At 36.7% G+C, this 24,677-nt stretch carries 13 protein-coding genes; 10 read left to right on the top strand and 3 right to left on the bottom strand.

Annotation, left to right across the window (positions count from 1 at the left end):
• Nucleotides 1–17 precede the first annotated feature (17 nt).
• On the bottom strand, nucleotides 18–2,906 hold the full coding sequence (locus LQV47_RS12475; RefSeq protein ID WP_230037338.1) for a TonB-dependent receptor: 2,889 nt from the start codon (nucleotides 2,904–2,906) through the stop codon (nucleotides 18–20).
• 407 nt (nucleotides 2,907–3,313) lie between these two features.
• Here LQV47_RS12475 and LQV47_RS12470 point away from each other — a divergent pair, with 407 nt between their 5' ends.
• From LQV47_RS12470 to LQV47_RS12425, 10 genes are all read left to right on the top strand, one after another.
• Nucleotides 3,314–4,102 (top strand): SDR family oxidoreductase, encoded by a 789-nt coding sequence (locus tag LQV47_RS12470; protein ID WP_230037336.1) that lies wholly within the window; start codon nucleotides 3,314–3,316, stop codon nucleotides 4,100–4,102.
• A 154-nt stretch (nucleotides 4,103–4,256) separates the two neighbouring features.
• A complete protein-coding gene (locus LQV47_RS12465; protein ID WP_230037333.1) occupies nucleotides 4,257–5,861 on the top strand; it encodes a hypothetical protein in 1,605 nt (534 codons plus the stop codon).
• Nucleotides 5,862–6,051: 190 nt separating this feature from the next.
• Nucleotides 6,052–9,210, top strand: a complete 3,159-nt coding sequence (locus tag LQV47_RS12460) for a SusC/RagA family TonB-linked outer membrane protein (RefSeq protein WP_230037331.1) — start codon at nucleotides 6,052–6,054, stop codon at nucleotides 9,208–9,210.
• A 16-nt stretch (nucleotides 9,211–9,226) separates the two neighbouring features.
• Nucleotides 9,227–10,759, top strand: a complete 1,533-nt coding sequence (locus LQV47_RS12455) for a SusD/RagB family nutrient-binding outer membrane lipoprotein (protein WP_230037329.1) — start codon at nucleotides 9,227–9,229, stop codon at nucleotides 10,757–10,759.
• A gap of 80 nt (nucleotides 10,760–10,839) precedes the next feature.
• A complete protein-coding gene (locus LQV47_RS12450; protein WP_230037327.1) occupies nucleotides 10,840–13,185 on the top strand; it encodes a phosphocholine-specific phospholipase C in 2,346 nt (781 codons plus the stop codon).
• A gap of 194 nt (nucleotides 13,186–13,379) precedes the next feature.
• A complete protein-coding gene (locus tag LQV47_RS12445) occupies nucleotides 13,380–13,958 on the top strand; it encodes a hypothetical protein (protein WP_230037325.1) in 579 nt (192 codons plus the stop codon).
• Nucleotides 13,959–14,062: 104 nt separating this feature from the next.
• A complete protein-coding gene (locus LQV47_RS12440; RefSeq protein WP_230037323.1) occupies nucleotides 14,063–14,863 on the top strand; it encodes a DUF3324 domain-containing protein in 801 nt (266 codons plus the stop codon).
• Nucleotides 14,856–17,609: a hypothetical protein gene (locus tag LQV47_RS12435; protein ID WP_230037321.1), complete on the top strand. Its 2,754-nt coding sequence runs from the start codon at nucleotides 14,856–14,858 to the stop codon at nucleotides 17,607–17,609. The genes LQV47_RS12440 and LQV47_RS12435 overlap by 8 nt, the downstream gene beginning before the upstream one ends.
• On the top strand, nucleotides 17,606–18,139 hold the full coding sequence (locus tag LQV47_RS12430) for a hypothetical protein (RefSeq protein WP_230037319.1): 534 nt from the start codon (nucleotides 17,606–17,608) through the stop codon (nucleotides 18,137–18,139). The genes LQV47_RS12435 and LQV47_RS12430 overlap by 4 nt, the downstream gene beginning before the upstream one ends.
• Nucleotides 18,140–18,147: 8 nt before the next feature.
• Nucleotides 18,148–18,717: a hypothetical protein gene (locus tag LQV47_RS12425; protein WP_230037317.1), complete on the top strand. Its 570-nt coding sequence runs from the start codon at nucleotides 18,148–18,150 to the stop codon at nucleotides 18,715–18,717.
• 112 nt (nucleotides 18,718–18,829) lie between these two features.
• On the opposite strand, the gene LQV47_RS12420 is transcribed toward LQV47_RS12425, so the two are convergent.
• Both LQV47_RS12420 and LQV47_RS12415 read right to left on the bottom strand, forming a co-directional pair.
• Nucleotides 18,830–20,725, bottom strand: a complete 1,896-nt coding sequence (locus LQV47_RS12420; RefSeq protein WP_230037315.1) for a SusD/RagB family nutrient-binding outer membrane lipoprotein — start codon at nucleotides 20,723–20,725, stop codon at nucleotides 18,830–18,832.
• Between the two features lie 16 nt (nucleotides 20,726–20,741).
• Complete coding sequence (locus LQV47_RS12415) at nucleotides 20,742–23,648, bottom strand: SusC/RagA family TonB-linked outer membrane protein (RefSeq protein WP_230037313.1); 2,907 nt, start codon at nucleotides 23,646–23,648, stop codon at nucleotides 20,742–20,744.
• Nucleotides 23,649–24,677 lie beyond the last annotated feature (1,029 nt).

Below are 24,677 nucleotides of genomic sequence, written 5' to 3'. Positions count from 1 at the left end.
CTTTTTGTTGTTTAAAATTATAATCCTATTTCCACCCCGAAAATGAATGAGCGTGACTGTGGATATCTTCCGGTATCTACCCCATAAGAATTCATTCCTACTTCAGGATCAAAACCTGTATATTTAGTAATAGTGAAAAGATTATTGGTGGTCACATAGATTCTAACCTTATTCACATCCAGCTTTTGGTAAAGCTCTCTCGGTAACGAATACCCGATAGTCAGGTTTTTCAGTCTTAGATAAGAACCGTCTTCTACATAGAAGTCTGATACCTTGGAATAGTTTCCACCTGGATCACCATGTACAAGCCTTGGAATATCAGTATTGGTATTCTGAGGAGTCCAGGCATTCAGGATATCTCTGTCCATATTATAATTCTGCCCTGTTCCTCCCGGATTTAAGGAAATAAACTTCATCCCGTTAAAAATCTTATTCCCGTATACTCCCTGTAAGAAAATATTAAGGTCAAAATTTTTCCAGGTCATATTGTAAGAAAATCCATAAGAGAATTTAGGATATGGGCTTCCAAGATTTACAAAATCCTGGTTGCTCAGTACCCCTGTATTTCCATCCTTCTTCAGGAACTTAATATCTCCAGGTTTCGCATTGGGCTGAATAAGATTCCCATTAGCATCTTTATAATTATTAATCTCATCCTGAGACTGGAAAATACCTCCTGTTTTATATCCGTAAAAAGAATATAACGGATCTCCTATTTTTATACGGGTCGGTTTCAATACCCCTCTTACTCCATTATCATTAATAAAAATTTCATCCACATCAGCAAGTTGCTTCACCGTATTTTTTAGTTGACTAAAAGTAACTCCCACTGAATAAGTAAAATCCCCTGTCTTCTTACCACTATAGTTAATTCCTAATTCGTATCCTTTATCCTGAAATAATCCGGCGTTCACATACTGGTTATTATAGGTAGCCGTACTTGGTAAGCTCACATTAAAGATCTGATCTTTGGAGTTTTTCACGAAGTAATCAAACTGTAAAGAAAGACTGTTGTGAAGGAAAGAAGCATCTACCCCAAAGTTAGTCTGTTCAGATTTTCCCCATTTCAGATCCGGATTAGGTCTCGTCGTAGCATAATAGGCAATATTCTGCGAAGGATCCTGTCCAAAAATCACATTATTATCCCTTGTCATTAAAGGATTGACGGCCTGAGGAGAAATCCCACCGAGATTTCCTAAGATCCCATAGCTTCCCCTAAGTTTTAAGTTTGACAACCAGGAAATATCATTCATAAAACTTTCCCTGGATATTACCCAAGCTCCGGAAACAGCGTAGTAATTAGCAAAACGGTTCTGCTTTGCCACTAATGAAGAACCATCACGTCTTCCCAGCAAACTGATGATATACTTCCCTGCGTAATCATAATTTAGTCTTGCCAGATAAGATACCAAAGCCTGTTTGAATCTATAACTGGATACTTCTTTATTCGTATCTGCAGCATTCTGAAGATGCTGGAAAACATCTGCCTCACTTCTGAAATCAAAAGATTTTGCCAGAAACCCGTCTTCAACTGTTTTCTGAAAAGTAAAACCTGCCAGGAAATCAAAATTGTGTTTACCTGCAGTAAACTTATAGGTAAGAAGCTGCTCTGCAAGGGCAGTAGACGTATTATTAGACTGGTATTCTAAATTGTTCGTATCAAATATTTTCCCAACTTCCAGCACTCTGGAAGTAAAATTCTTTACGTTTCCTATTTTAAATGTCTGTGAGAAGTTGGAACGGAATTTCAAATCTTTTGCCAACGTAATTTCAGCATAGGGATTAATTAAAATTTCATGGGTAGGATTCCTGATATTGATCCTTTTAAGATAGGCTACAGGATTGATCATATCTCCGTAACCACCGGCTACATCAATAGGTAACCCGGAAAAAGCTCCTGTTTGGGTATATACGGGAACATTCGGTGGATAATACATGGCGGCTATCAAAGCTCCTGTATAGCCACTTTTAGTATCTGCCGTATTTCCGTCAGAGTAATTATAGTACATATTCTCTCCAATCGTCAGCCAGTCTTTCACTTTATGCTCAGAGTTCACCCTGAAATTATATCGCTTTGCCTGGGTATTCAATAAAATCCCCTCCAGCGCTCTGTGGTTCATTCCCACATAAAATCTGGACTTTTCTCCTCCACCACTTAAATTAAGGTTATATTCCTGGATCGTTCCTGTACGGAAAATCTCTTTCATCCAGTCTGTTCTGGTAATTCTTCCGTCAGGATATTTTTCAGGATTAAAAGCAATAGGTAAACTACCCAGCTTACCGGCATTTGCATAAGCCTGGTACATCACATCCTGAAATTCTGCCGCATTTAAAGACTCTTTCAATCGCCATGCTTCGTTAATACCATATTTAACATCAAAGTCTACAGTGAGGACTCCTTTTTTCCCTTTTTTAGTGGTAATAAGGATCACCCCTCCTGAAGATCGTGCTCCATAAATTGCTGCAGAGGCATCTTTAAGAACAGAGATATCCTGAATATCATTCGGGTTAATAGATGGAGTTCCGTTGAAAACCACTCCGTCTACCACGTAAAGAGGGGTTTCTCCGTTAATACCTCCCAAACCACGGATATTTACTTTGGGTGAACCGTTAGGATCACCTCCTTCATTCACTACTGTTACTCCGGGAGCCTTCCCCTGAAGAACCTCTCCTACTCCTGACAAAGATCTGGAAGTAAGTTTATCTAATGAGGCTTCAGTAACAGCACCGGATACTTTGCTTTTTTTCTGCGTTCCATAGCCCACAACAATAACCTCATCAATGGCTTTTTCTTTTAAGCTGTCTTTTTTTTGAGATAGAAACATCGGTGAAACCGATATTGCACCAATAAGTAAAACCCTCCCCGTCAGATAAGAAACTGAAACAGGGACTTTAAATACATTCATGACATCCTTTTTAATTAGATGCAAAATTAGACCAGCCCAGACCCGGACAGCATTAAGGTTTCCTTATGTTTTTATTAAGAAATTTTAGCTTAATTCGAAATGCACATACAATACAAAACACGCAATATTCTGATTTAAAGACAAATAAACAAATAAAGTAGTCATTCCATTTATATTATGGACAGCATTAAGATTAATTTTACTTTAAGTTTAATCACTCCGGGACAATAGATCAGCACATCATTAAACAGCAGGTACCTCATGTCTTATATTTATAAATAATAACAGACTTCTCTTTTCTTTTTTTACATTTGCTGAAAATAGAGCTTTCTTTAAGCAGCTGATAGAATCAACCTCAACAGACTGCTTATAAAGAAATAAAAGAACAATTAAATCATACAGATTAAATGACCATTATCATCACAGGAACATCGTCAGGAATTGGTTTTGCATTGGCCGAATATTTTGGTAAAAAAGGGAACAAAGTATATGGTTTAAGCCGAAAATATACGGAAAGTCAGTACTTCAAGTCTATTCCAACGGATGTTACTGATAATACTGCGATTCAGAATGCTATTACAGAAATTTTAAAAACTGAAAGCAGAATCGATGTTCTGATCAATAATGCAGGAATGGGAATGGTAGGAGCTGTGGAAGATTCTACCCAAGAGGATATCTTAAAACTATTCAGCCTGAATCTGACAGGTCCCGTTCAGATGATGAGCGCTGTTCTTCCGAAAATGCGTGAGCATCAATTTGGAAAAATTATTAATGTTTCCAGTATCGGAAGTGAAATGGGACTTCCTTTCCGTGGTTTTTATTCTGCATCAAAATCTGCACTGGATAAAGTAACTGAAGCGATGAGGTATGAAGTTTACCCATGGAATATTGATGTATGTTCTCTTCATTTGGGAGATATCAAAACCAATATTGCAGAGAACAGGGTGATAGCCCAGGTTTCAGAGCCTTATAAAAATGTGTTCAATAAGGTATATGCTTTAATGAACTCTCATGTCAATGATGGAACAGAACCTGTAGAAGTAGCAGAATATATAGAAAAGCTTTTAGGAAAAAATAAATGGAAAGCTCATTATTATTTTGGTAAATTCGGGCAGAAGATTGGAGTTCCGCTGAAATGGATTCTTCCACAGGGAGTTTATGAGAATTTAATGAAGAAATATAATAAACTGGACTAGTTTCAGTTATTAAAAAGTTATTTATATTTTAAACTATTAAGGTGATTGAGTTGTTAAGAATGAAGATGAACTTCGCTTATTCGGTTCATTTACTAAAGTCAGAGTGACTGTCTGTATCTCAAGATAATTCTTAATGATGTAAGCCCAGCTAAAATTGAAGTTATTTCTAAAAATATTTTTTGTGCTGTTCTGCGTTTTTATCCAAGCGCAGAAAAAGCATTATTGGCTTATTGATACGGAAACAAAGGTTAAGAAAAAGGTCAAAGATTCAGCGTCTGCCGTAAAGTTTCTGGATTCATTAGCCCAAAACAATTATTTCTTCACCCAGCTGAAAGAGGTAAAAATAAAAGGCGACAGCACTGAAATTTTTTTCGACAAGGGCAAAAATTACAACGAAACCTATGTTGACCTTTCTGATTCTATAGTTCAGAAGCTCAAGGTTCAGAAAGATTTTTTCACCAAAAATCTGGATTCCACAAAAAAAAGTATCAATAAAAAATATATTGATGACGGCTATTCCTTCAGCAGAATTAAATCAAAATATAAAGGCAAAAAAAATGGATTTCCCGTTATAGAGTTGGATATCAATAAGAATGACAAAAGAACTATTGATGGATTTGTGGTCAAAGGCTACGAGAGGGTTCCAAAAAGATTTATTAAAAATCTGGAAAAGGAGTTTAAAGGAAAAACCTATGACGATAAAAATCTGATAGCCGTCAACAAAAGTTTTCAGAGTCATCCTTTTGTAACACTGGAACGCCAGCCTCAGACTTTATTCACCAAAGACTCTACAAATATTTATCTTTTCCTGGAAAAGAAAAAGACCAATAGTTTTGATGGGGTAATCGGTTTTGGAAATGACAAAACGAATAAGTTTACCTTAAACGGAACCATGAATGTCAACTTCAGAAATATGTTCAATGGTTTTGAAGCAATTAGTTTATATTGGCAGAGAAACCCGGACAGAGGGCAGACTTTTGACCTGCAGGTTGATATTCCTTATCTTTTCAAATCCAATATCGGGCTGAATACAAAGGTGAATATTTACAGACAGGATTCTACTTTTGCCAATGTCAAATTCCTTCCTGCTTTTTATTACCACCTTAATAACCGGAACAAAATCGGTCTGCGCGGAACTTTAGAAACTTCAAGTATTATTGATACTTTATATACCCAGGGAAAGGATTATAACAAAAGAGGAATAGGGATCTGGTATGAGATGACTGAACCTACCGATATTGATCTTTTTCTTTATAAAACAAAGATCAGTGCCGGATATGATTTCTTAACGACCACCTATACAAAAGATAATATCAAAGCTACCCAAAATCAGTTTTACTTTTATGGGGAGCACAATTACCATATTTCCGGAAACCATTTTCTTAATATAAAAGGTGAAGGCCGGATGATGGATTCTAAAATGGAATTTTCCACCAATGAATTATTCCGCTTTGGAGGCTGGAATTCCATGCGGGGTTTCAATGAAAACTCCCTTGCGGCAGATTATTTCTATTACGGAGGTTTAGAATACCGGTACTTAATTGGTAATCAGGCATTTTTCGACCTCTTTGGACAGTACGGACAGCTCAATAATAAATCATTGAATGTAAAGCCCAAACTCTACAGTGTCGGGCTCGGTTTTAACTTCTTTATTCCGATAGGGCTGATGAGCTTCCAGCTCTCCAATGGTAATGAGTTTGGAAATCCTTTTAAGTTTAATGATATTAAAATTCACTGGGGAATCCTGAGCAGGTTCTAAAAAATTCTTTTTCCTTCATTTTCGGAACTCTTTAATAAATAAAATAAAGTGAAAAACATCTTCTAAATATTGCTTCTTATTTTACCATTTTATTAATTATTATTGTTAAAAAATATTAAAATCATATTTTTAATTTAACATAACATTAAAACACAGGTAATAGTGTCAGGGTATATTTGCCTTCAAAAAAATGAAGAAGACTTTAGCTAGTTTTGCAATTTCTCTGCTTCCTCTTTATTTTACAGCTCAGGAAATTAATATTTCAGGAAATGTAAAATCTGAAAACGGAACAAGTGTTTCCGGAGTCAATATTACTGACAAAAATACCGGTAAGACGGCTAAGACCGATGATAATGGTAATTTTACCATCTCGGCCAATCCCAAAGACATTCTTGAATTTTATTCTCCGGACTTTTCTTTGTACACTATAGAAGTTTCTTCAAAAAAACAATATGCGGTAACTCTGAAAAAGGTGAATGAAAAACAGCTTGAAGGTGTTGTCATCACCGCTTTGGGGATTGCAAAAAAGAAAGAAAAGATTGGGTATTCTACTCAGGAAGTAGGCACTAAGCAGTTTGAAACAGTTACTACTCCCAGCATAGGAAATTTGTTTTCCGGTCAGGTAGCCGGTCTTAATGTATCCAACCCTACCGGCATGCAGCAGGCCCCGGATTTTACTTTAAGGGGAAACTCTAACCTGGTTTTTGTTATTGATGGAGTAATTGTTGAAAAAGAAGTCTTTCAAAACCTGGATCCCAACAATATTGAGAATATCAACGTTCTGAAAGGAGCTACTGCTTCTGCATTATATGGCTCCAGAGGGAGGTATGGTGCCGTGCTGATTACTACGAAAAGTGCTAAAAAGAAAGGTTTCTCTGTAGAATTTTCACAAAATACAATGATTACCGGCGGGTTTATCAATCTTCCAAAAACTCAAACCGAATATGGAAATGGTTCCCATGGAAAATATGAATTCTGGGACGGAGCAGACGGTGGTGTGAATGACGGAGATATGATCTGGGGTCCAAAATTCACCCCCGGACTTCAGATTGCACAATGGAACAGCCCCATCAGAGATAAAGTAACAGGCCAGATTGTCCCATGGTATGGAGCCGTGACAGGAACTCAGTACAATGACAAATCAAGATATGAAAGAGTTCCCATCGACTGGAAGTACCATGATAACTTAAATACATTTCTGAAACCAGCAGTTATCAACAATAACAACTTCTCTATAAGCTATAAAAACAATCAGGATATATACAGACTTTCGGGAAATTTCATGAATTACGATGACCGGGTTCCCAACTCTTATCTGCAGCGTTATGGCGTGAATTTTTCTTCGGAAAATCATTTGGGAGAGAAATTCATCTTCAATACAAAATTCAATTTCAACCAGACTTTTACACCGAGTACCCCCAATTATGACTACAATCCAAGCGGACATATGTACACCATCCTGATCTGGATGGGTGGTGATGTTGACGGAAATGCACTGAAAAATCATATGTGGGTTCCCGGAAAAGAAGGTACTGCACAGGCAAACTGGAATTATGCATGGTACAACAATCCATGGTTCGGAGCTGAATATTATAAGAATAAGAACCGAACCAATATCATCAATGCTCAGGCCGGTCTGGAATATAAGGCTACAAAAGATTTCTCCGTAAAAGGTAAGATATCTATTGTTGAAAACCACAATAAGCAGGAAAAACTAAGCCCTTATTCTTATTTCAATTACGACGCTCCAAGAAGTGGAGGTTATATTCTTAATGATTCCAAAACATGGAACCTCAACTATGATGTATTGGCAACTTATAAGAAAAAGATTTCCGAGAATTTTGATATTACCATCAATGCCGGAGGTTCTACATTCTACTATAAAAATAATATAGACAATAAATCTACTGATGGACTGAAAGTTCCGGAACTTTATACGCTTGACAACTCTATCGGGGCTATAAAATATTACTCTTATCTTAAAGAAAAGCTGATCTACAGTGCCTATTCAACCATTGATATCGGGTTATATAACGCCTTTTTCATCAATATTTCCGGGCGTAATGACTGGTCTTCTACCCTGCCTAAGGCTAACAGATCTTATTTCTATCCGTCAGCTTCCGTTAGTGCTGTCATTTCCAACCTTATCAAAATGCCTGAAGCCATTAATCTCTTAAAGCTTTCAGCATCATGGGCAAAAGTAGCCTATGACTTTAAACCTTATTCTACCAGAAATTATTATGTAAATAACGATGGGATTACCTTTAATGGAAATCCTACCTATTATTACCCTACCATTCTGAATATTGAAAACTCTTTAAAGCCTGAGCAAACCAAGTCTTATGAATTGGGAGTAAGCGCAGGGTTATTCAAAAACAGGGTAAGTTTGGATGTCACTTATTTCAGAACACTGGATTATAATAATATCCTTAAGTTCCCAAGTGCCCAATCATCAGGTTTTACCTCTCAGTATGTCAACGGGAATGAATATACTACAAAAGGACTTGAAATTTCATTAGGATTAGTTCCGGTAAAAACCAAGGATTTCACATGGAAATCATTGGTCAACTGGAGTACTTATGAACAAAAGCTTACTTCTATTTATGATAATATGCCCAACTACAATAATATCAAGCTGGGTGAAAGAATGGACAGCTACTACGATTATACATGGCAAAAGTCTCCGGACGGGAAAGTGATCCTTGATACAAAATCAGGTATGCCAACAAGAGCCAATGCACCGAGCAATCTGGGGCATTTCAACCCGGACTGGACTTTCGGATTTAATAACAACTTTAAATATAAAAAGATATCCTTAAATATAGGAATCGATGGAAGCATTGGCGGAATAATGAGATCCCAGGTGGTAGAAAAAATGTGGTGGGGAGGAAAACATCCGAACTCTACCGCTTATAGAGATCAGGAATACGCTAACCCGGGAAGTTATTATTTCGTTCCCGATGGTGTCAATTATAATCCAACTACAGGGCTTTACACGCCTCATACCAAAGCAATCAGTTTCCAGGATTGGGCACAGAACTACCCTTATCAGGCAAGAGTTACCCAGGACGAGAGTGATGTATTTGCCAACGTCTTCGACAGAACTTTTATCAAACTAAGGTCTGTCGTATTGGAGTATGATTTTTCATCTTTACTCAATCCGAACGGAGTGATCAAAAGCTTTACGGCAAACATTTCAGCTTATAACCTGGCAATGTGGAAAAAATCTAAAAACCTTTATTCCGATCCTGACTTCCAGATCAAAACAGGCAGGGAAGGTGACATCAGTAATGACATCCAGGATCCTTCAAGCAGATGGTTTGGAATCGGATTTAATCTTAAATTTTAATTAAGTACAGAATACAATGAAAAATAATATAAATGGTATTGCTAAAATTGCATCGCAAAATGGTAAAACTGCGAAATGGCTTACTATAAAATCGCTACTTATTGCCGGAACGCTGGCATTGGCATCATGTGAATCCAGTCTTGATAAGATCAATGAGAATCCCAATGATAAGGCAAGCGTTGATCCCAAAGTTCTTCTGACCTATGTTTCAAAAGATGCTTTTCAGATAAACGGTGATAATATGTATGCTTCCCGAATGATGATCGGAACGGATGGCGAGAACACCTACCAGTATATGAAATGGAATGACACCTCTTTTGAAGTCTATACAAAAGGGCTTTTGAACACGGCAAAGATGATGCAGGAGGCTGAAAAAATAAACAATAAAAATTATGTGGCTATAGGAAAGTTCTACAGAGCCTATTATTTCTTTACATTAAGTTTAAAGGTTGGGAGTATTCCTTACAGTGAAGCTGTAAAAGGAGAATCCGGAATTACCCAGCCCAAGTATGACAGCCAGGAAGCGGTAATGGCCGGAATTTTATCTGAACTGAAAGAAGCCAGCAGCCTTATCAATTCCAATGATAAGATTGAAGGGGATATCATCTATAATGGGGATGCTGCAAAATGGAAAAAACTAATCAATGCTTTCCGTCTGAAGGTCCTGATCACGATGTCTAAGAAAAGTACGGTTGGAAACTACAATATCGCCACAGAGTTTGCCTCTATCGCCGGAAGCCAGCCTCTGATGACTTCCATTGCTGATAACGGTGAACTTAGGTTTGCAGATGCTGCGGACAGCCGATACACTATGTTTAACAACAGTGGTTACGGATCCAGTTTATACATGGCTGATTATTTTATCAATATGTTCAAGGACAGACAGGACCCTCGTTTGTTTACATTTGCAGCCCAGACTACCGGTGCAAAAGAAGCGGGAAAAGCTATTACCGATTTTACAGGATATAATGGTGGAAATCCTACCTCACCATATTCTGATAATGCAGCATTGATCACGGCAAAAAACATTTCTAAAGTAAACGACCGTTTCTATAAAGACCCTACCAATGAACCTTCATCGGTATTAAGTTATTCTGAACAGGAGTTTATTCTGGCTGAAGCTGCGGCAAGAGGCTGGATCTCCGGATCTGCAAAAACTCACTATGATAATGCTATCAAAGCAAGCTTCAGCTTTTACCAGGCCTATGTAAAAAATCCTAACCAGTATTTCGCCGGGTTTAATGTGAATCAGTATCTGGCAACGCCATTGGTTGTGTATGACGATGCCGCTCCTCTACAGAATCAGCTGGAAAAAATTATCACTCAAAAATACATGACCATGTTCCATCAGGCACAATGGACCTCGTATTATGATTATCTGAGAACAGGTTATCCCGATTATCCGCTCAAGGCCGGAGTTTCTGCTCCATTCAGGTTCAGATATCCACAGTCTGAGTACAATTACAACAGCTCTAATCTAAAGGCTGCCCTTACCGCTCAATATGGAGGAAATGATAATATTAACTCCAAACCTTGGTGGCTGCAGTAAGATTTTAATTATTTTTATATTCAACAAGAAACCGCAGGAAATCCTATTAACTTGCGGTTTCTTTCTTATTACGATTGAACATGAACAGAAGAGAATTTTTAGAAAAATCGAGCCTTTTACTGGCCGGATTGGGAACTTCAAGCGTCCTTCATCCTTCTATCTTAAAAGCATTAGCTATTGAACCTGCAGCATTATCTACGTTTTATGATGCGGAACATGTGGTCATCCTGATGCAGGAAAACCGTTCTTTTGATCATGCTTTTGGTGCGCTTAAAGGAGTAAGGGGATTTTTAGATCAGAGGGCTTTTATAAAACAGGACGGGCATTCTGTTTTCTTCCAAAAGGATAACAACGGAAAATATGCTTCTCCTGCCAGGCTGGATCTTAAAAATACAAAATCTACATGGATGAGCTCCCTGCCCCATTCATGGTCTGACCAACAAAAAGCTTTAAATAAAAGGAAATATGACCAGTGGCTTCAGTTTAAAGCTTCAGGAAATAAAGAGTATAAAAATATCCCGCTTACTTTGGGATATTACAACCGTGAAGATCTTCCATTTTATTACCAGCTGGCCGACGCATTTACCATATTCGATCAGTATTTCTGTTCTTCCCTTACCGGGACTACCCCAAACCGCCTGTTCCATTGGTCCGGAACTCTTAGGGAGCAGCAAAACGGCAAGGTAAAGGCCAATGTTTACAATGATCATATTGATTATGATAAGGCCAGACAAGCGAAATGGAAAAGTTTTCCCGAAATTTTAGAAGAGAAGAATGTTTCATGGAGAATTTATCAGAATGAAATAAGCCTGCCTAAAGGAATGTCCGGTGAGCAGGAAGCATGGCTAAGTAATTTCACAGATAATCCTATTGAATGGTTTTCAAATTTTAATGTTAAATTCTCAAAGGGATATTTTCAGAATATTCCCAATATGATCAGTTACCTGAAAAAAGAGATTGAAAAAAATCCCGGTCAGAAAACAAAACTTGAAGCCATAATTACGGAACTACAGGAAGATCAGGTAAAATACCATCCGGATAATTATTCAAAACTTTCCCAAAAGGAAAAAAACCTTCACGAAAAGGCCTTTACTACCAATTCTAATGATCCTGATTTCTGGAATCTGGAAATAGGTAACGATGAAAACGGAGAAAGATTGGTTGTTCCGAAAAGTGATGTCCTGTTCCAGTTCCGAAAAGATGTAGAGGAGAAAAAACTTCCATTGGTTTCATGGCTGGTAGCTCCCGAACATTTTTCCGACCATCCTGGATCTCCCTGGTATGGAGCCTGGTATATTTCTGAGGTTTTAAATATTCTGACTAAAGATCCTGAAATCTGGAAAAAGACAATCTTCATTATTAATTATGATGAAAACGACGGATATTTCGACCATGTCCTGCCTTTTGCACCTCCTCTAAATCCGAGTCAGCCGGTTGATATGAATGGAAAAGAAGGTGTGGAATATGTAGACAAATCCCAGGAATATATGTCTACCCTTCCATTACAGGACCATGAAAGAATTGAAGGAACTGTAGGCTTAGGCTATAGAGTTCCTATGATCATTGCCTCACCATGGACAAAAGGAGGTTTTGTGAACTCGGAAGTGTCGGATCATACTTCAATACTTCAGTTTCTTGAAAATTTTATTAAGAAAAAATTTAATAAAGATGTTCATGTGGACAATATCAGTGACTGGAGAAGAGCTGTGTGTGGAGATCTTACTTCTGCTTTCAATTCCCCGAGTGTAAAAGCTCCGCAAATGGACTATCTGAATCAAAAAGATTTTGCAAAAACCATTAATGCAGCAAAAAACAAACCTGTTCCTGATTTAAAATGGTATTCTGAAAATGAACTTAATAATACTCTCCTGCACATTCAGGAAAGGGGAACCAAACCATCCAATGCACTTCCTTATCAATTCCACGTTAATCTGGAAGGAGGAAAGATCAGGATGTCCAATTTAAAAGACAATGGTGTCCCTTTGCTGTTGTATGACAGAACCCAATTCAACAGTACAGATTATCATTTTTCATATGCTTTATATGCCAAACAGGAGCTATCGCATCCTGTACGTGCTGCTATTTATGATTATGAAATTTTCGGTCCTAATGGATTTTTCAGAAAATTTAAAGGAAATTCCAGCCCGGAAATAGAGGTTATGCTCATCAATCATACTCCCAAGAACCAGGTTGAACTGATCTTCAGAAATAATCAAAAAAGAAATATTCCGATACTCTTAGAAGACCTCTACGAGAAAAATAAGAAAACCTTAACTTTAGATCAACCTGAAGAAAAAATACTAATTGATCTCAGTAAGAATAAAGGCTGGTATGACGTAAAAGTAATATGGGAAGATCATATCTGGCATTTTGCAGGAAGGGCAGAAACCGGAAAAGCTTCGATTTCGGATCCTCATTGGGCTTAAAACCTTCTCAATAAAACTTAAAATCCCGTATACTTTTTGTACGGGATTTTTCATAATTACATACTCTAATTCCTTTATTATTCCCAATCATATTCAAATATAAGAACGTAATATTTAACAATATAAAAAATAATGTATATTTTTTTCATAGTATGTTGAATTTTATTACCTTCACTAAACTAATTATTTACATCATGAAAAAATTAAAATTAACAATTGCAATGTCTCTATTTGCGGTAGCCATATCTACTGGTATCAGTGCACAAGATACCAATACAGACAATCATACGATCACCATTTCAGTTCCAGAAGTTGCTCTGGTTGACATTGAACCTGCTGCTACTAAAAACCTTACATTGGGATTCACAGCTCCTACTGAAGCCGGAAATCCTATTATTCCAAGTACTGCCAACACTACGCTTTGGCTTAATTACTCTTCTATCAAATCTGTTGCTGATCCTACACGTAACGTAACTGTAAGCCTTAATGCCATCATTCCTGGCGTAGATATTCAAGTAACTGCAGCGGCAGCTACCGGATCCGGGGGAGGAACATTAGGAACATCTGCGGGACTTTTAACATTAAGTGCTGCCGACCAAACTATTATTTCGGGAATCGGAAGTGCTTACACAGGTAATGGTGCCAATAACGGACATAATCTTACCTATGCTCTTGCAGCAGGAAGCGGCCCCGGAGGTGTAGCAGCTTATGCGGACCTGCAGGCAACAGCCACTACAGTAGCCACTGTTACTTACACTATATCAGATAATTAGAATTTAATAAAATTCAATTCTGTATTTCAAAAACAAGAAGAAATTGTCTTTCAGTTTCTTCCTGGTTTTGTATTATTTAATGATTTAATTCCAAACTCTATATAATGATAAAGCGTATTCTTTTTTTGATCGCCCTTATTTTACAGTTTAGCTTTCTACATGCCGGCATTGTGATTCTCAACGGGCTTACGCATTCTTATACAATAGAAAACGGAAAAGTTTACAAAGGGAAAATTGGTATCGAGAACACGGGAAATAATGCTCAAAGTGTCAAGTTATTTTTACAGGACTTCGCCTATAATGCCGATGGAACAACCCATTATACGGCATTACATACCAATAAAAGAACTAATGGTGACTGGATTAAGCTCAACACGAATTTAATTACCCTGAAAGGGAAAGAAAAAACAGAGGTATTCTATGAGATCACAGTTCCAGATCAACCGGTAGATCCCGGCAGCTACTGGAGTGTAGTGATTGTAGAACCCGTAGATGATATAAAGCCCAGTGACAATAAACCAGGGGTGAATATCACTTCTGTCATACGGTATGCCATTCAGATCATTACAGATTATGATACAGAAAAGGCCAAACCGGACCTTAAGTTTGAAAGTGTAAAAGTAGAAAAAGAAGATGGAAAGCAAACTGCAAAAATTGCCATAGCCAATAAAGGGAATCTTTACTGTAAACCAACGGCCTCTATTGAGGTCTATAACCGTAAAACAGGAGAAAAAGTGGGGACTTATTCAAGTTTAACGATGGGGCTGCTGCCTTCTACTTCTAAAACATTTTACATTGATATCAGCAAAGTACCGCCAGATAAATACCGTGCTATGATAATGGCTACAGATGAGGAAGAGAATGCCTTTGCCCTCAATGTGGACTTAGACGTAAAAAATGATTAGAATTTGGACATTATTTATTACCATACTATTTTTCCCGGTATTTATTTTTTCACAGAAGCAATCAGACCGATTGAACAGTAAAAAAGATAGCCTAACTCCGGGAACATCTACATCTATACCTTTTACATTGGAAAATAACTCGGATGAGAACAAAACCTATGATATCTCAACGAGTGTTTCAAGTCCGCTTATTATTCCCATTTTAGAAAAAGGGGAATTTCAGATTGGTCCCCATGAAACTTCAGTATATCTTGTTCCTTTGCGTATCGCAGCAGAAACTACTCAGGGTGATTATTCAGTAACCTTACATATCAAAGACCGGAATACCGGAATTTCTTTTGTAAAAACTTCAAAAATTATCATTTCCGGCAACAGAAGACTTTTTGTAACGGCATTAGATTCTCCAGAGTTTATAAGGGCCGGAGAAACTATCCGTTCTTCTTTTCTTTTAAAAAATAATGGAAACGTAACGGAAAATATTATTCTGGAAAGTAAAAATGCTGTTGTTGATCATGATGCATCATTGGTTTTGGAACCTAATGAGTCAAAAATTATTACCATCCACAAAGTAACTCATCCGGAGCTTCGGCAAAATGAATATCAAAATCTAAATCTTTCGGTATATCCTAAAAATAATCCTAAGGAAAATCAAAGTGTTTATATAAGTACCCAGGTTATAGCGGTAAAGCCCACAGAAAACGATATTTATCACAGGCTTCCCATCTCGGCCTCATTATCTTTCATTGGAATGAAAAATATGGGTATTTACAATGATGGCTTCCAGGGGGAGATTTATGGTAAAGGATCGTTGGATAAAGAAAATAAAAACCAGATTGAATTTCGGGCCATTACCCACAACCCTATAGAATTCAACACATTTACCCAGTATGAAGAGTATTTTGTAAATTACAAGCGGGATAATTTTTTTATCCATCTTGGTGATAAAACGTATTCTTCATCCTTTTTAACAGAGTTTGCAAGATACGGCCGCGGAGCAGAAGTCCGATATGATTTTAATAAAGTGAGTGTGGGTGGCTTCTATAACCATCCGAGGTTTTTCAGGGATATTAAAGATGAATTTAATATCTATTCGGCTTTCAGGATAAGAAAAGAATCAGAACTTTATGTTGGATATCTTTACAAAACTCCTAGAGAAGGGGAAATAAATTACAGTAATGCAAGGTTAGACTCTGATGCCCATCTTCCCTATGCTAAGGGAAAATTCAAGGTTTCAAAAAACATTAATCTTTCCGGAGAATTTGCTTACAGTACCACAAAAAAAACAGACGGAACAGCTTATATGCTGCAGGGTGAAGCTATTTTTGAAAGGCTCAACGGAAGTTTAATGTATATCAAAGCAAGCCCTGAATTTGCAGGATATTTTACAAATACCAATACCTTTAACGGTAATATTTATTATAATGTAACCAAAAAGCTAAATGTTTTCGCCAATTATATGCAGGATGCTAAAAATTTTCAGCGGGATACTCTTTTGCTGGCTGCACCTTACAGAAAATATTTTCAATATGGACTGCAGTATAAATATCTTTCTAATGGTTTTATCATGCTTAACAATGGCTATCAAACCTATCAGGACCGTTTAGAGCCCCGGCAGTTTGATTACTATGAACGATATTTCAAAGTTATTATTAATCAGCAGATTGGCATATTTCAGATGAATATCGAAGGACAGTTTGGTAAAACGGATAATTATCTGACAGGATTCAATGGGGATTCCAGTTTTTATTCTGTCAATCTCTCCTTTCAAAAATTCAAAACATCTTTTAATCTATTTGGAAGTTATGCCGTCACTTCCCGATACCAGCTGCAAAATCAAAAAAATTTCTATTACGGTGCCAGAATCTTCAGCCAGTTTTCTGATAAAACCAACCTAAGTCTTTTTTACCAGAACAATTATATGCCTGAAGAATATTTCAAAGACAGAAATTTATTTGAACTTCTGTTCCATCAGCAGTTATTTTCCGGGCATGAGGTTGACCTTTCGGGAAGATATTCACTGCAAAGAGGAGAAATAGGAAATAAAGATTTTATATTTTCAATGCGCTATACCTGGCGTCCCAATATTCCGGTACAGAAAACTGCCGAATACATTACTTTATCCGGAAATATCAGCAACCTGGGAATAAAAAAGACGGAGGGAGTAAGATTAATGCTGGGAAGCTATTTATCAATTACAGATAAAGAAGGAAACTACTTATTTAAAAATGTGATTCCCGGTAATTACTTTTTGGAAATAGACCGTTCCACCACAGATATCAATGATATTCCTACCTTGGTATTTCCTGCAGCACTTTCTCTTATTAATAAAGAAAATATCTTTAATTTCGGATTAACTACAGCAGCCAGTGTACAGGGTCATATTCAGTTTGTAGAATCAGCAGACAAGAATCAGACAGGTATTTCAGAATTTCTTGCAAAGAAAGAAAAAAAGAAAAAAGAAAGTATCATTGTAGAAGCTGTCGGCAATGATCAAACGTACCGTAAAATCTGTTTGATAGGAGAGGATTTTGATTTTACCTATCTCCGGCCGGGTGACTGGACAATTAAAGTGTACCGGAACGGTCTTGATAAGCGTTATAAAATTTCAACCGATAAATTCCAGTTTACTTTAAAGCCTTCTGAAACAAAAAAACTAAGCATTAACGTTGTCAAACAGCAGATAGAAATCAGATACCAGCAGGAATCCCTAAAGGTAGGTTATAATGAAATAAAAAAGAAGAGATGATTTTAATCCGTTCCATAATATTAATAGTATCCTTTATTCTCTCCGGTCCGGTGTATTCCCAGACTGCTAACAGTACTGTTACTATAGCTTTACCTGTAGTAACGTTAATGGATGTTGAGCCTACAGGAAATATTACGTTGAATTTTACAGCTCCTACCGAGGCTGGAAATGCTCTTGGCAATCCAACTCCCAATACATCAAAATGGATTAATTACACTTCTGCCATTACTCCCGCAGGCCTTACCAGAAGAATTACGGCATCTGTAAATAAGGTCATTGATGGTGTTAATATAAGACTGCAGGCCGCAGCAGCTTCCGGAGCAGGAGGAGGAACACTGGGAACTTCTTCAGGGCAGGTTGTTCTTACGACTACGCCTGTTACAGTTATTAGTGGTATTGGAGGCGCCTATACCGGAAATGGAGCCAATAATGGCCACAGACTTACCATCTCATTAGTTCCGAATAATTATGCTAATGTATTGACGCAGGCTAATACGGCTATTACAATTGTTTATACCATCACTGAATAAAATTGAAAATGAAAATCAATAGTCGCTTTCTCAGAGAAATACGCTTACAAAAATATCTATACCTTATTGCTTTCACAATGAGCAGTTACCTGAGTGCGCAAACCATAAATGCCAGTGGAAGTGGGTGGACCGTAAGCGTCCCTTCTATTACTGAAGCAGGAAATAACTATGCCGGAACTTATGAGAGTGCCACTAATATCACAACATTATCCGGATTTTTACCGGGATCTTTTTTAAATCTTCTTTCAAGTGGAGCTGCCAGGGTCAGTATGCATTATAATCCTGTTTCCTGGAACAGTGCGCTGCATCTTTACACAAGAAGAAGTGGAGGAAGTACTGTTATTAACGGACTTTGTCTTCTCTGTAGTGCAACGGTCAATGGTGGAACTACTTATCTGGAAATACCTCCAACAACGGATACATCATTTTTTACAATCAACTTTACCGGAGTTTTAGGACTTGGTAACAGTGTCAATTTTTCGGCAATTAATGTGCAATTTCAGATAAGTGGTGTTTCTGTAGTCATTCCTGCCAAAGCATATAGTGCGCAAGTAGTTTTTACCATAGGACCTAATTAAAAGTCTTTTTAGCCAACCTTTTGTTCATGAAAGAGAGTAGTATAGATGACTTTAAAACACATAAAAAGCCCTTCATCATATGATAAAGGACTTTTTTGTATATAATTTTTAATTAATGCTTTGCCCACCAAAGAGGTGTTAAAACAGCATCAGTTCCTCCAAGCAACTGCACTGCCTTATCATATCCGGTTTGGTCAGTATTTCTGAATGTACTGGGATATCTCAATCTTTGCGGAAAATTCTGAATAGAATTAGTCATATAATTTCCTGAATTTAAATTAGGTAAATTCACCAATGGAGTTTCCACCGCCGGATTTTCAAAGAATGGTAATCCTAATCTTCTCTGATCATTCCAGGCTTCTAACGGAAGCCATGGTGTATTGGCTAAATATTTTTGCGTGATGATCTTCGTTAACTTATCATTTTTAACTGATCCGTTTTTGTAAATAGTATTCACAGGATATTTAATATCAACAGAAACCAGATTACCCGTTGCAGGATCTTTATATTTCATACTGTGACTCGCTCCGGGTTCTGTTATATGCGTATAAGAAACAGAAGTTCCGTCACGGTTATAATCTGTGGAAGCAATATACTGTCCATAGAATTGTGATACTCCATTATAAGTAAAACTATCCTGTATTCCTTTGTTATAAGCAGCTTCGTCACTCATAGGAACAGACCATCCTTTTAAGGCAGCTTCTGCCATAAGGAAATACGTTTCCCAGCTTGCAAAAAATATTCTGAAGTTTTTACTTTCTCTGTATTGTTTGCCTAATGCCGGCATACATCCTACTACATTTCTTAATCCGTTTCGCTGTCCTTTTACCCCCCAGTTTCCAATGGTATAAGCATTCCAGGTGTTTACGGCATTAACAGTGATTTTAGAATTATCAGCAAACGTCAAATCACCGTAATTGGTGGTAGCCTGATTGGTATAGGTTGGATAAAGAGAGTAAATAGGACTTGTCAAATCTCCTGGGATATAGAATGTTTTATAAGCTCTTGGGTCAATTTTATTAGGAAGCCCATCCAGCCAATAACCCGCACTGGGATCATTCGTCATTGTGGTGAACTGCTGATCATATTTTATTCCCACATAATCAGGGGCTTTCACAGCAGTATGCTGGGCTGCAGGCAGCTGGTCCGTAGAATTAATTCCCCCTAATCCAATATACATATTATTAAGAGTTGCCGATAAGATTTGAGAATTCCATTCTCTGGACATTACTCCTGATAGTGGATTCCAACCAGTGTCTTCCTTTACTGTAAAATTGTCTGCACTTGTAGTGATCAACATATTAGAGTTGGCAGCCGATTCAAACTCAGTTTTTGCTTTTGCAGGATCTACTTCGGCAATTCTCATGGCAATTCTCATTCTCATAGAATTGGCATATTTTACCCATTTACCCCAATTAAAACCATATACCATATCATTAGCATTAGGATTTCCAGGAACGGGTTGATTGGTATCCATTTTAGCAACTGCATCTTTCAGTTCATCTAAAATAAAATAATAGATTTCTTTCTCAGAATTAAAACCCGGATTTGTTCCCTTAAATGCCTGGATAGGCTGTGGTCCAAAATTATCAGAAAATTCACTCATCAAATAGGCCCTCCAAATTCGGGAAACCTGAATGAGATTATCATAATGGGGCTTACCTTGCCCTATTGCTTTTTTTTCATTGGCTATCTCAATCGTTGCATTGGCATTATTAAGCCATTCTGAAATGCCTTTCCAGTATTCAACAGTCCAGGAATCATCGTATGTTCCCCCGGCAATCCCTGTTGTCAAATGCTGCCTTCCTGCAGTTTTCCAGTAGAGAACAAAAACACGCTCCGCAATATTAGGATCTTGCTGAGCACCCAAAATAGAATTATTCAAAAAATATTCAGGTTCAGCTTTATTAATGTCCACTGAGAAAGGATCATTGTTAATGTCCTCAAAATCGTTGCATGCCGTAAAAATTGTGGCCAGCGCTATGAAAGATAAAATATATTTTTTCATGATGTTATTATTGATATTAAAATCCTAATGTAATAGTGAATAAATAAGATCTTGTAGTAGGGAAAGCCATATTTTCAAATCCTACAGCATTGGAGTTAATGGCAAACACAGATTCAGGATCTATTCCTTTTGCTTTACTATAAATCATCCATACATTATTGGCTGTAAATGAAACTTTAGCGCTTTGTAAAGCTAATTTTTGAAAGATACTTTTAGGAAAACTATAAGATACCTGAACATTTCTTAATCTAATATTAGTAGCATCGTAAATATTCTGTTCTGTAATTCCAAGATTGCCCGCTGTAACAGCAGCCCAATAATCTTGTTGAGTAATTTCTTTTGTATTAGATACATATCCTCCACCATTTTGTTGTACCACAGCATCAAGTACGAAATTATCCCGCCTTCCGCCCGGTGCAGTATCAGCTGCAAGCCCTACTTTTTGCAGAGCGGATTGAGTGGATGAATAAAACTTTCCTCCAATACGCCCATCAATAAGAAAAGAAAATCCAATATTTTTGTAAACGAAGCTATTTGTAAATCCAAATAAGGCTCTTGGAGTTTGATCACCTAAATAATACTGATCAGGAGTAGCTTGAGGTAAACCGTTTTCTCCTACAATGAGCTTACCAAAATTAGGGCTATTAGGATCTTCAACTCTTAAAAATTTCGTTCCATAAATAGCTCCATATGGTCTACCCACTTCCGCAAAAATACCAACATTATCAAAACCAGCCAAAGGGTACTTTAAAACATTATCATCAATCTTATCGATTACACTTTTCAATTTTGAGAAATTGGCATTAACATTCCATGTAAAAACCTCTTTTTTAAAAATATCTGTATTTAAAACAATCTCAATTCCGCTATTACGAAGTCCCCCTGAACTTATTTTTTTAGCTTCATAACCGGAAAGAGGATTCATAGGCAAATCAATCAATTGCCCTGACGCACTGTTTCTAAAATAACTAAGATCTAAAGAAACCCGGTTAAAGAATTTAAGGTCTGCACCTACTTCAAAAGTTTTCAGTTCTTCAGCCTGCAAATTAGAGTTATAAAGTATTTTTTTTCTCCCAAGAACTGCATGGCCACCAGGATCAGCACCAAGCTTATAAGTATTATATAATTCGTAAGGATTTAAAGAATTTCCTGTTACAGCATAGGCTGCACGCAATTTAGCAAATGTCAATATTTTAGAAGTCGTCCCGTTCAATTTATTCAGCATTTCAGTTAAAACCAAGGAGGTACTTATGGATGGATAAAAATAGGATCGATTTTCGATAGTTAAAGTAGAAGACCAGTCATTCCTTGCTGTAGCATTGATGAACCAATAACCATCATAATTAATTTCTGCTGCTGCAAATACTGAGTTAATTTTTTTCCAAAAATCTACTTCATTATTAGCTATACCTGCAAGGTCACTTGTATTATTTACACTAAAGACATTTGGGACAATAAGGTTCTGAGTAGAAAAATAAAGAGCTTTAGTTCTGCTTTCCATCATTTGCCCATATACGGAAACTGAACCTCCCCATTTTCCAAATAAATTATCTTTTTTAGCCGTAAGACTTGCTATATAATTGTTTTCATAAAACTTCTCTTCATTTGTTGCATAAGAATTTTTACGTGAAGATCCTGTCCACACCCTTGCATCAGAATTTAAAGAATAAAAATCCGTACCGAGTCTAACATCTGCACTTAACCAATCATTGAATTGATATTTAAGATATCCATTTAGTAAAAAACGATCTTTTTTATCTGCATTAAGGCTATTATAGGCTGACCAATAGGGATTAATTCCGTTAGGTGTAATCCAACGAGATGTTATATCATTCTGAGTTTGCTCTGCCTGATAATCTCTTATATCGATATTTTGTGGCATAAGGAGAATATTAGAATAATAATTACCATCTCCTCTTCCTCCAGAAGGCCTGTTTTTGGCTTTTGAACTAATATATTGTACTTTTACTTCTGATGTCCATCTTTTGTTTGCACCAAAAGTTGAATTCATTTTGGCCATAAAGTTGAATCTTTCAAACTTGGAATTAGGAATTTGGCTGTTATCATTTAAGTAATTTGCTGAAGTATATAAACTTGTCCCTTCTCCTAAGTTCTCCTGAAAGCTCAAAGTATGTTGTGAATTAATACCGGTTTTGAAAAAATTCTTTAAATTATCATATCTTTTTGATCCAGATACTTCAAAAGTAGGGCCCCAAGAAGATGTATTATCACTATTGGCAGGATTTGGTATACCGGTAAGCCCCAGACCAAAACTTTTTTGCGTATCAGGTTTCATAAAGAGAGTTTCAAAACCTAAGCTTGTAGAATAGGTAATCCCTAACCCTCCCTTCTTTTTACCAGTTTTTGTAGTAATTAGAATTACACCATTTCCTCCTCTTGATCCATACAATGCAGAAGCTGCACCTCCTTTAAGAACAGAAATACTTTCTATATCTTCAGCATTAATATCGCCTAAACCGTTTCCCATATCCAAGTCAGGATTCCAAAAATCATTATTGTAATTCCCGTCATTTTGTTTAGGCTTCGATCCTAAATTGTTACTTAATGGTACCCCATCTACCACAATAAGAGGCTGATTATCGCCTTTAAATGAATTAAATCCTCTAAGATTTATCCTTGATGAAGAGGCAGGTCCAAAACCTGCTTTTATGACTTGTAGTCCAGAAACCTTTCCTACCAATGCATTGGTAACATTTGTTTCTTTAGCATCAACAAGGGTCTGTCCTTTCACATCCTGGAAAGAGTACCCTAAAGCTTTCTTCTCTTTTTTAACACCATAAGCTGTTACAACGATCTCATCAATTTTTGAAGCTTTAGTAGAGTCGGTATTCTGTGCATACAATCCATTAAAGCAAAAAATTACAGATGGAAGAAGTCCTATCTTAATTATTGTTCTATTCATATAATATATAATGATTTAAACAAATATAATATTTTAACAGTATTTAATAGTATACTACTAAAAATTAAATAATATGCATAAAAATAACATTGATTTAATGGGAGTTATCTAAATAAAAGTTAATAAATCTCATATAAATAAAGGGAAAAACAGAGCAATTATGAATCCCAAAAAACGGTTGAGAGTAAGGAAAATCAAGAAATAAAAAAATGAAATGAAAATTAGAGTTATTTAAAAGCTAAGCTGTTTATTTAAACTTTATAACATTATAAGAATGGTAAGATTATGTCTGTTATAGATAGCCCCCTGTCTGTAAATTCAGTTCGTTCAATTCAGTTTAAGATATACTATTCAATAGGGACGGGCTTTAACCATTCTTATTAAAATACAAAACCATCCATCGGCTTTATCTTAAACCTCAATGGGTTAAAATTTTGAGTGTTACCGGTTTTAAGTTTTGGCTAAAGCCATATTGGGGATGCTCTTGTTTAAATGGGCTAAAGCCCATTTCTATTGAATAATCAAATAAGCGGAGTAAATATAAATGATGGATAGGTAATGAACAGAGTGAAGTGATCTGTGTTATAAATGATGAGTGATAAGTGATAAGTGATAAGTTATGAGTTATGAATCGTCAATGGTCAATGGTTAATTGTGAATAATAGCTCCTGTTGTAAATTCAGTTCGTTCAATTCAGTTTAAGATATGATATTCAATAGGGACGGGCTTTAACCATTCTTATTAAAATACAAAACCATCCATTGGCTTTAGCCTAAACTTAATAGAAGGGTTATGAGTTATGAGTTGAGGGTTGACAGCACTATCAACTATCAACTATCAACTGAGGTTGGGTATAGTTTAGAGTTGAAGTATAAGAGTATAGCAGTTATAGTATATAAACAAAAAAAAATCCTCTATCTTACGATAAAGGATTTTTAAAAATAAAATAAAAACTGGCGGCGGCCTACTCTCCCGCGTTAGCAGTACCATCGGCGCTGGTGGGCTTAACTTCTGTGTTCGGAATGGGAA

Origin of the sequence: Chryseobacterium sp. Bi04 (genome assembly GCF_918698085.1) — a bacterium.
GTDB lineage: Bacteria > Bacteroidota > Bacteroidia > Flavobacteriales > Weeksellaceae > Chryseobacterium.
Note: the sequence above shows the minus strand (reverse complement) of the source record. Positions and strands in the feature narration are given on the sequence as shown.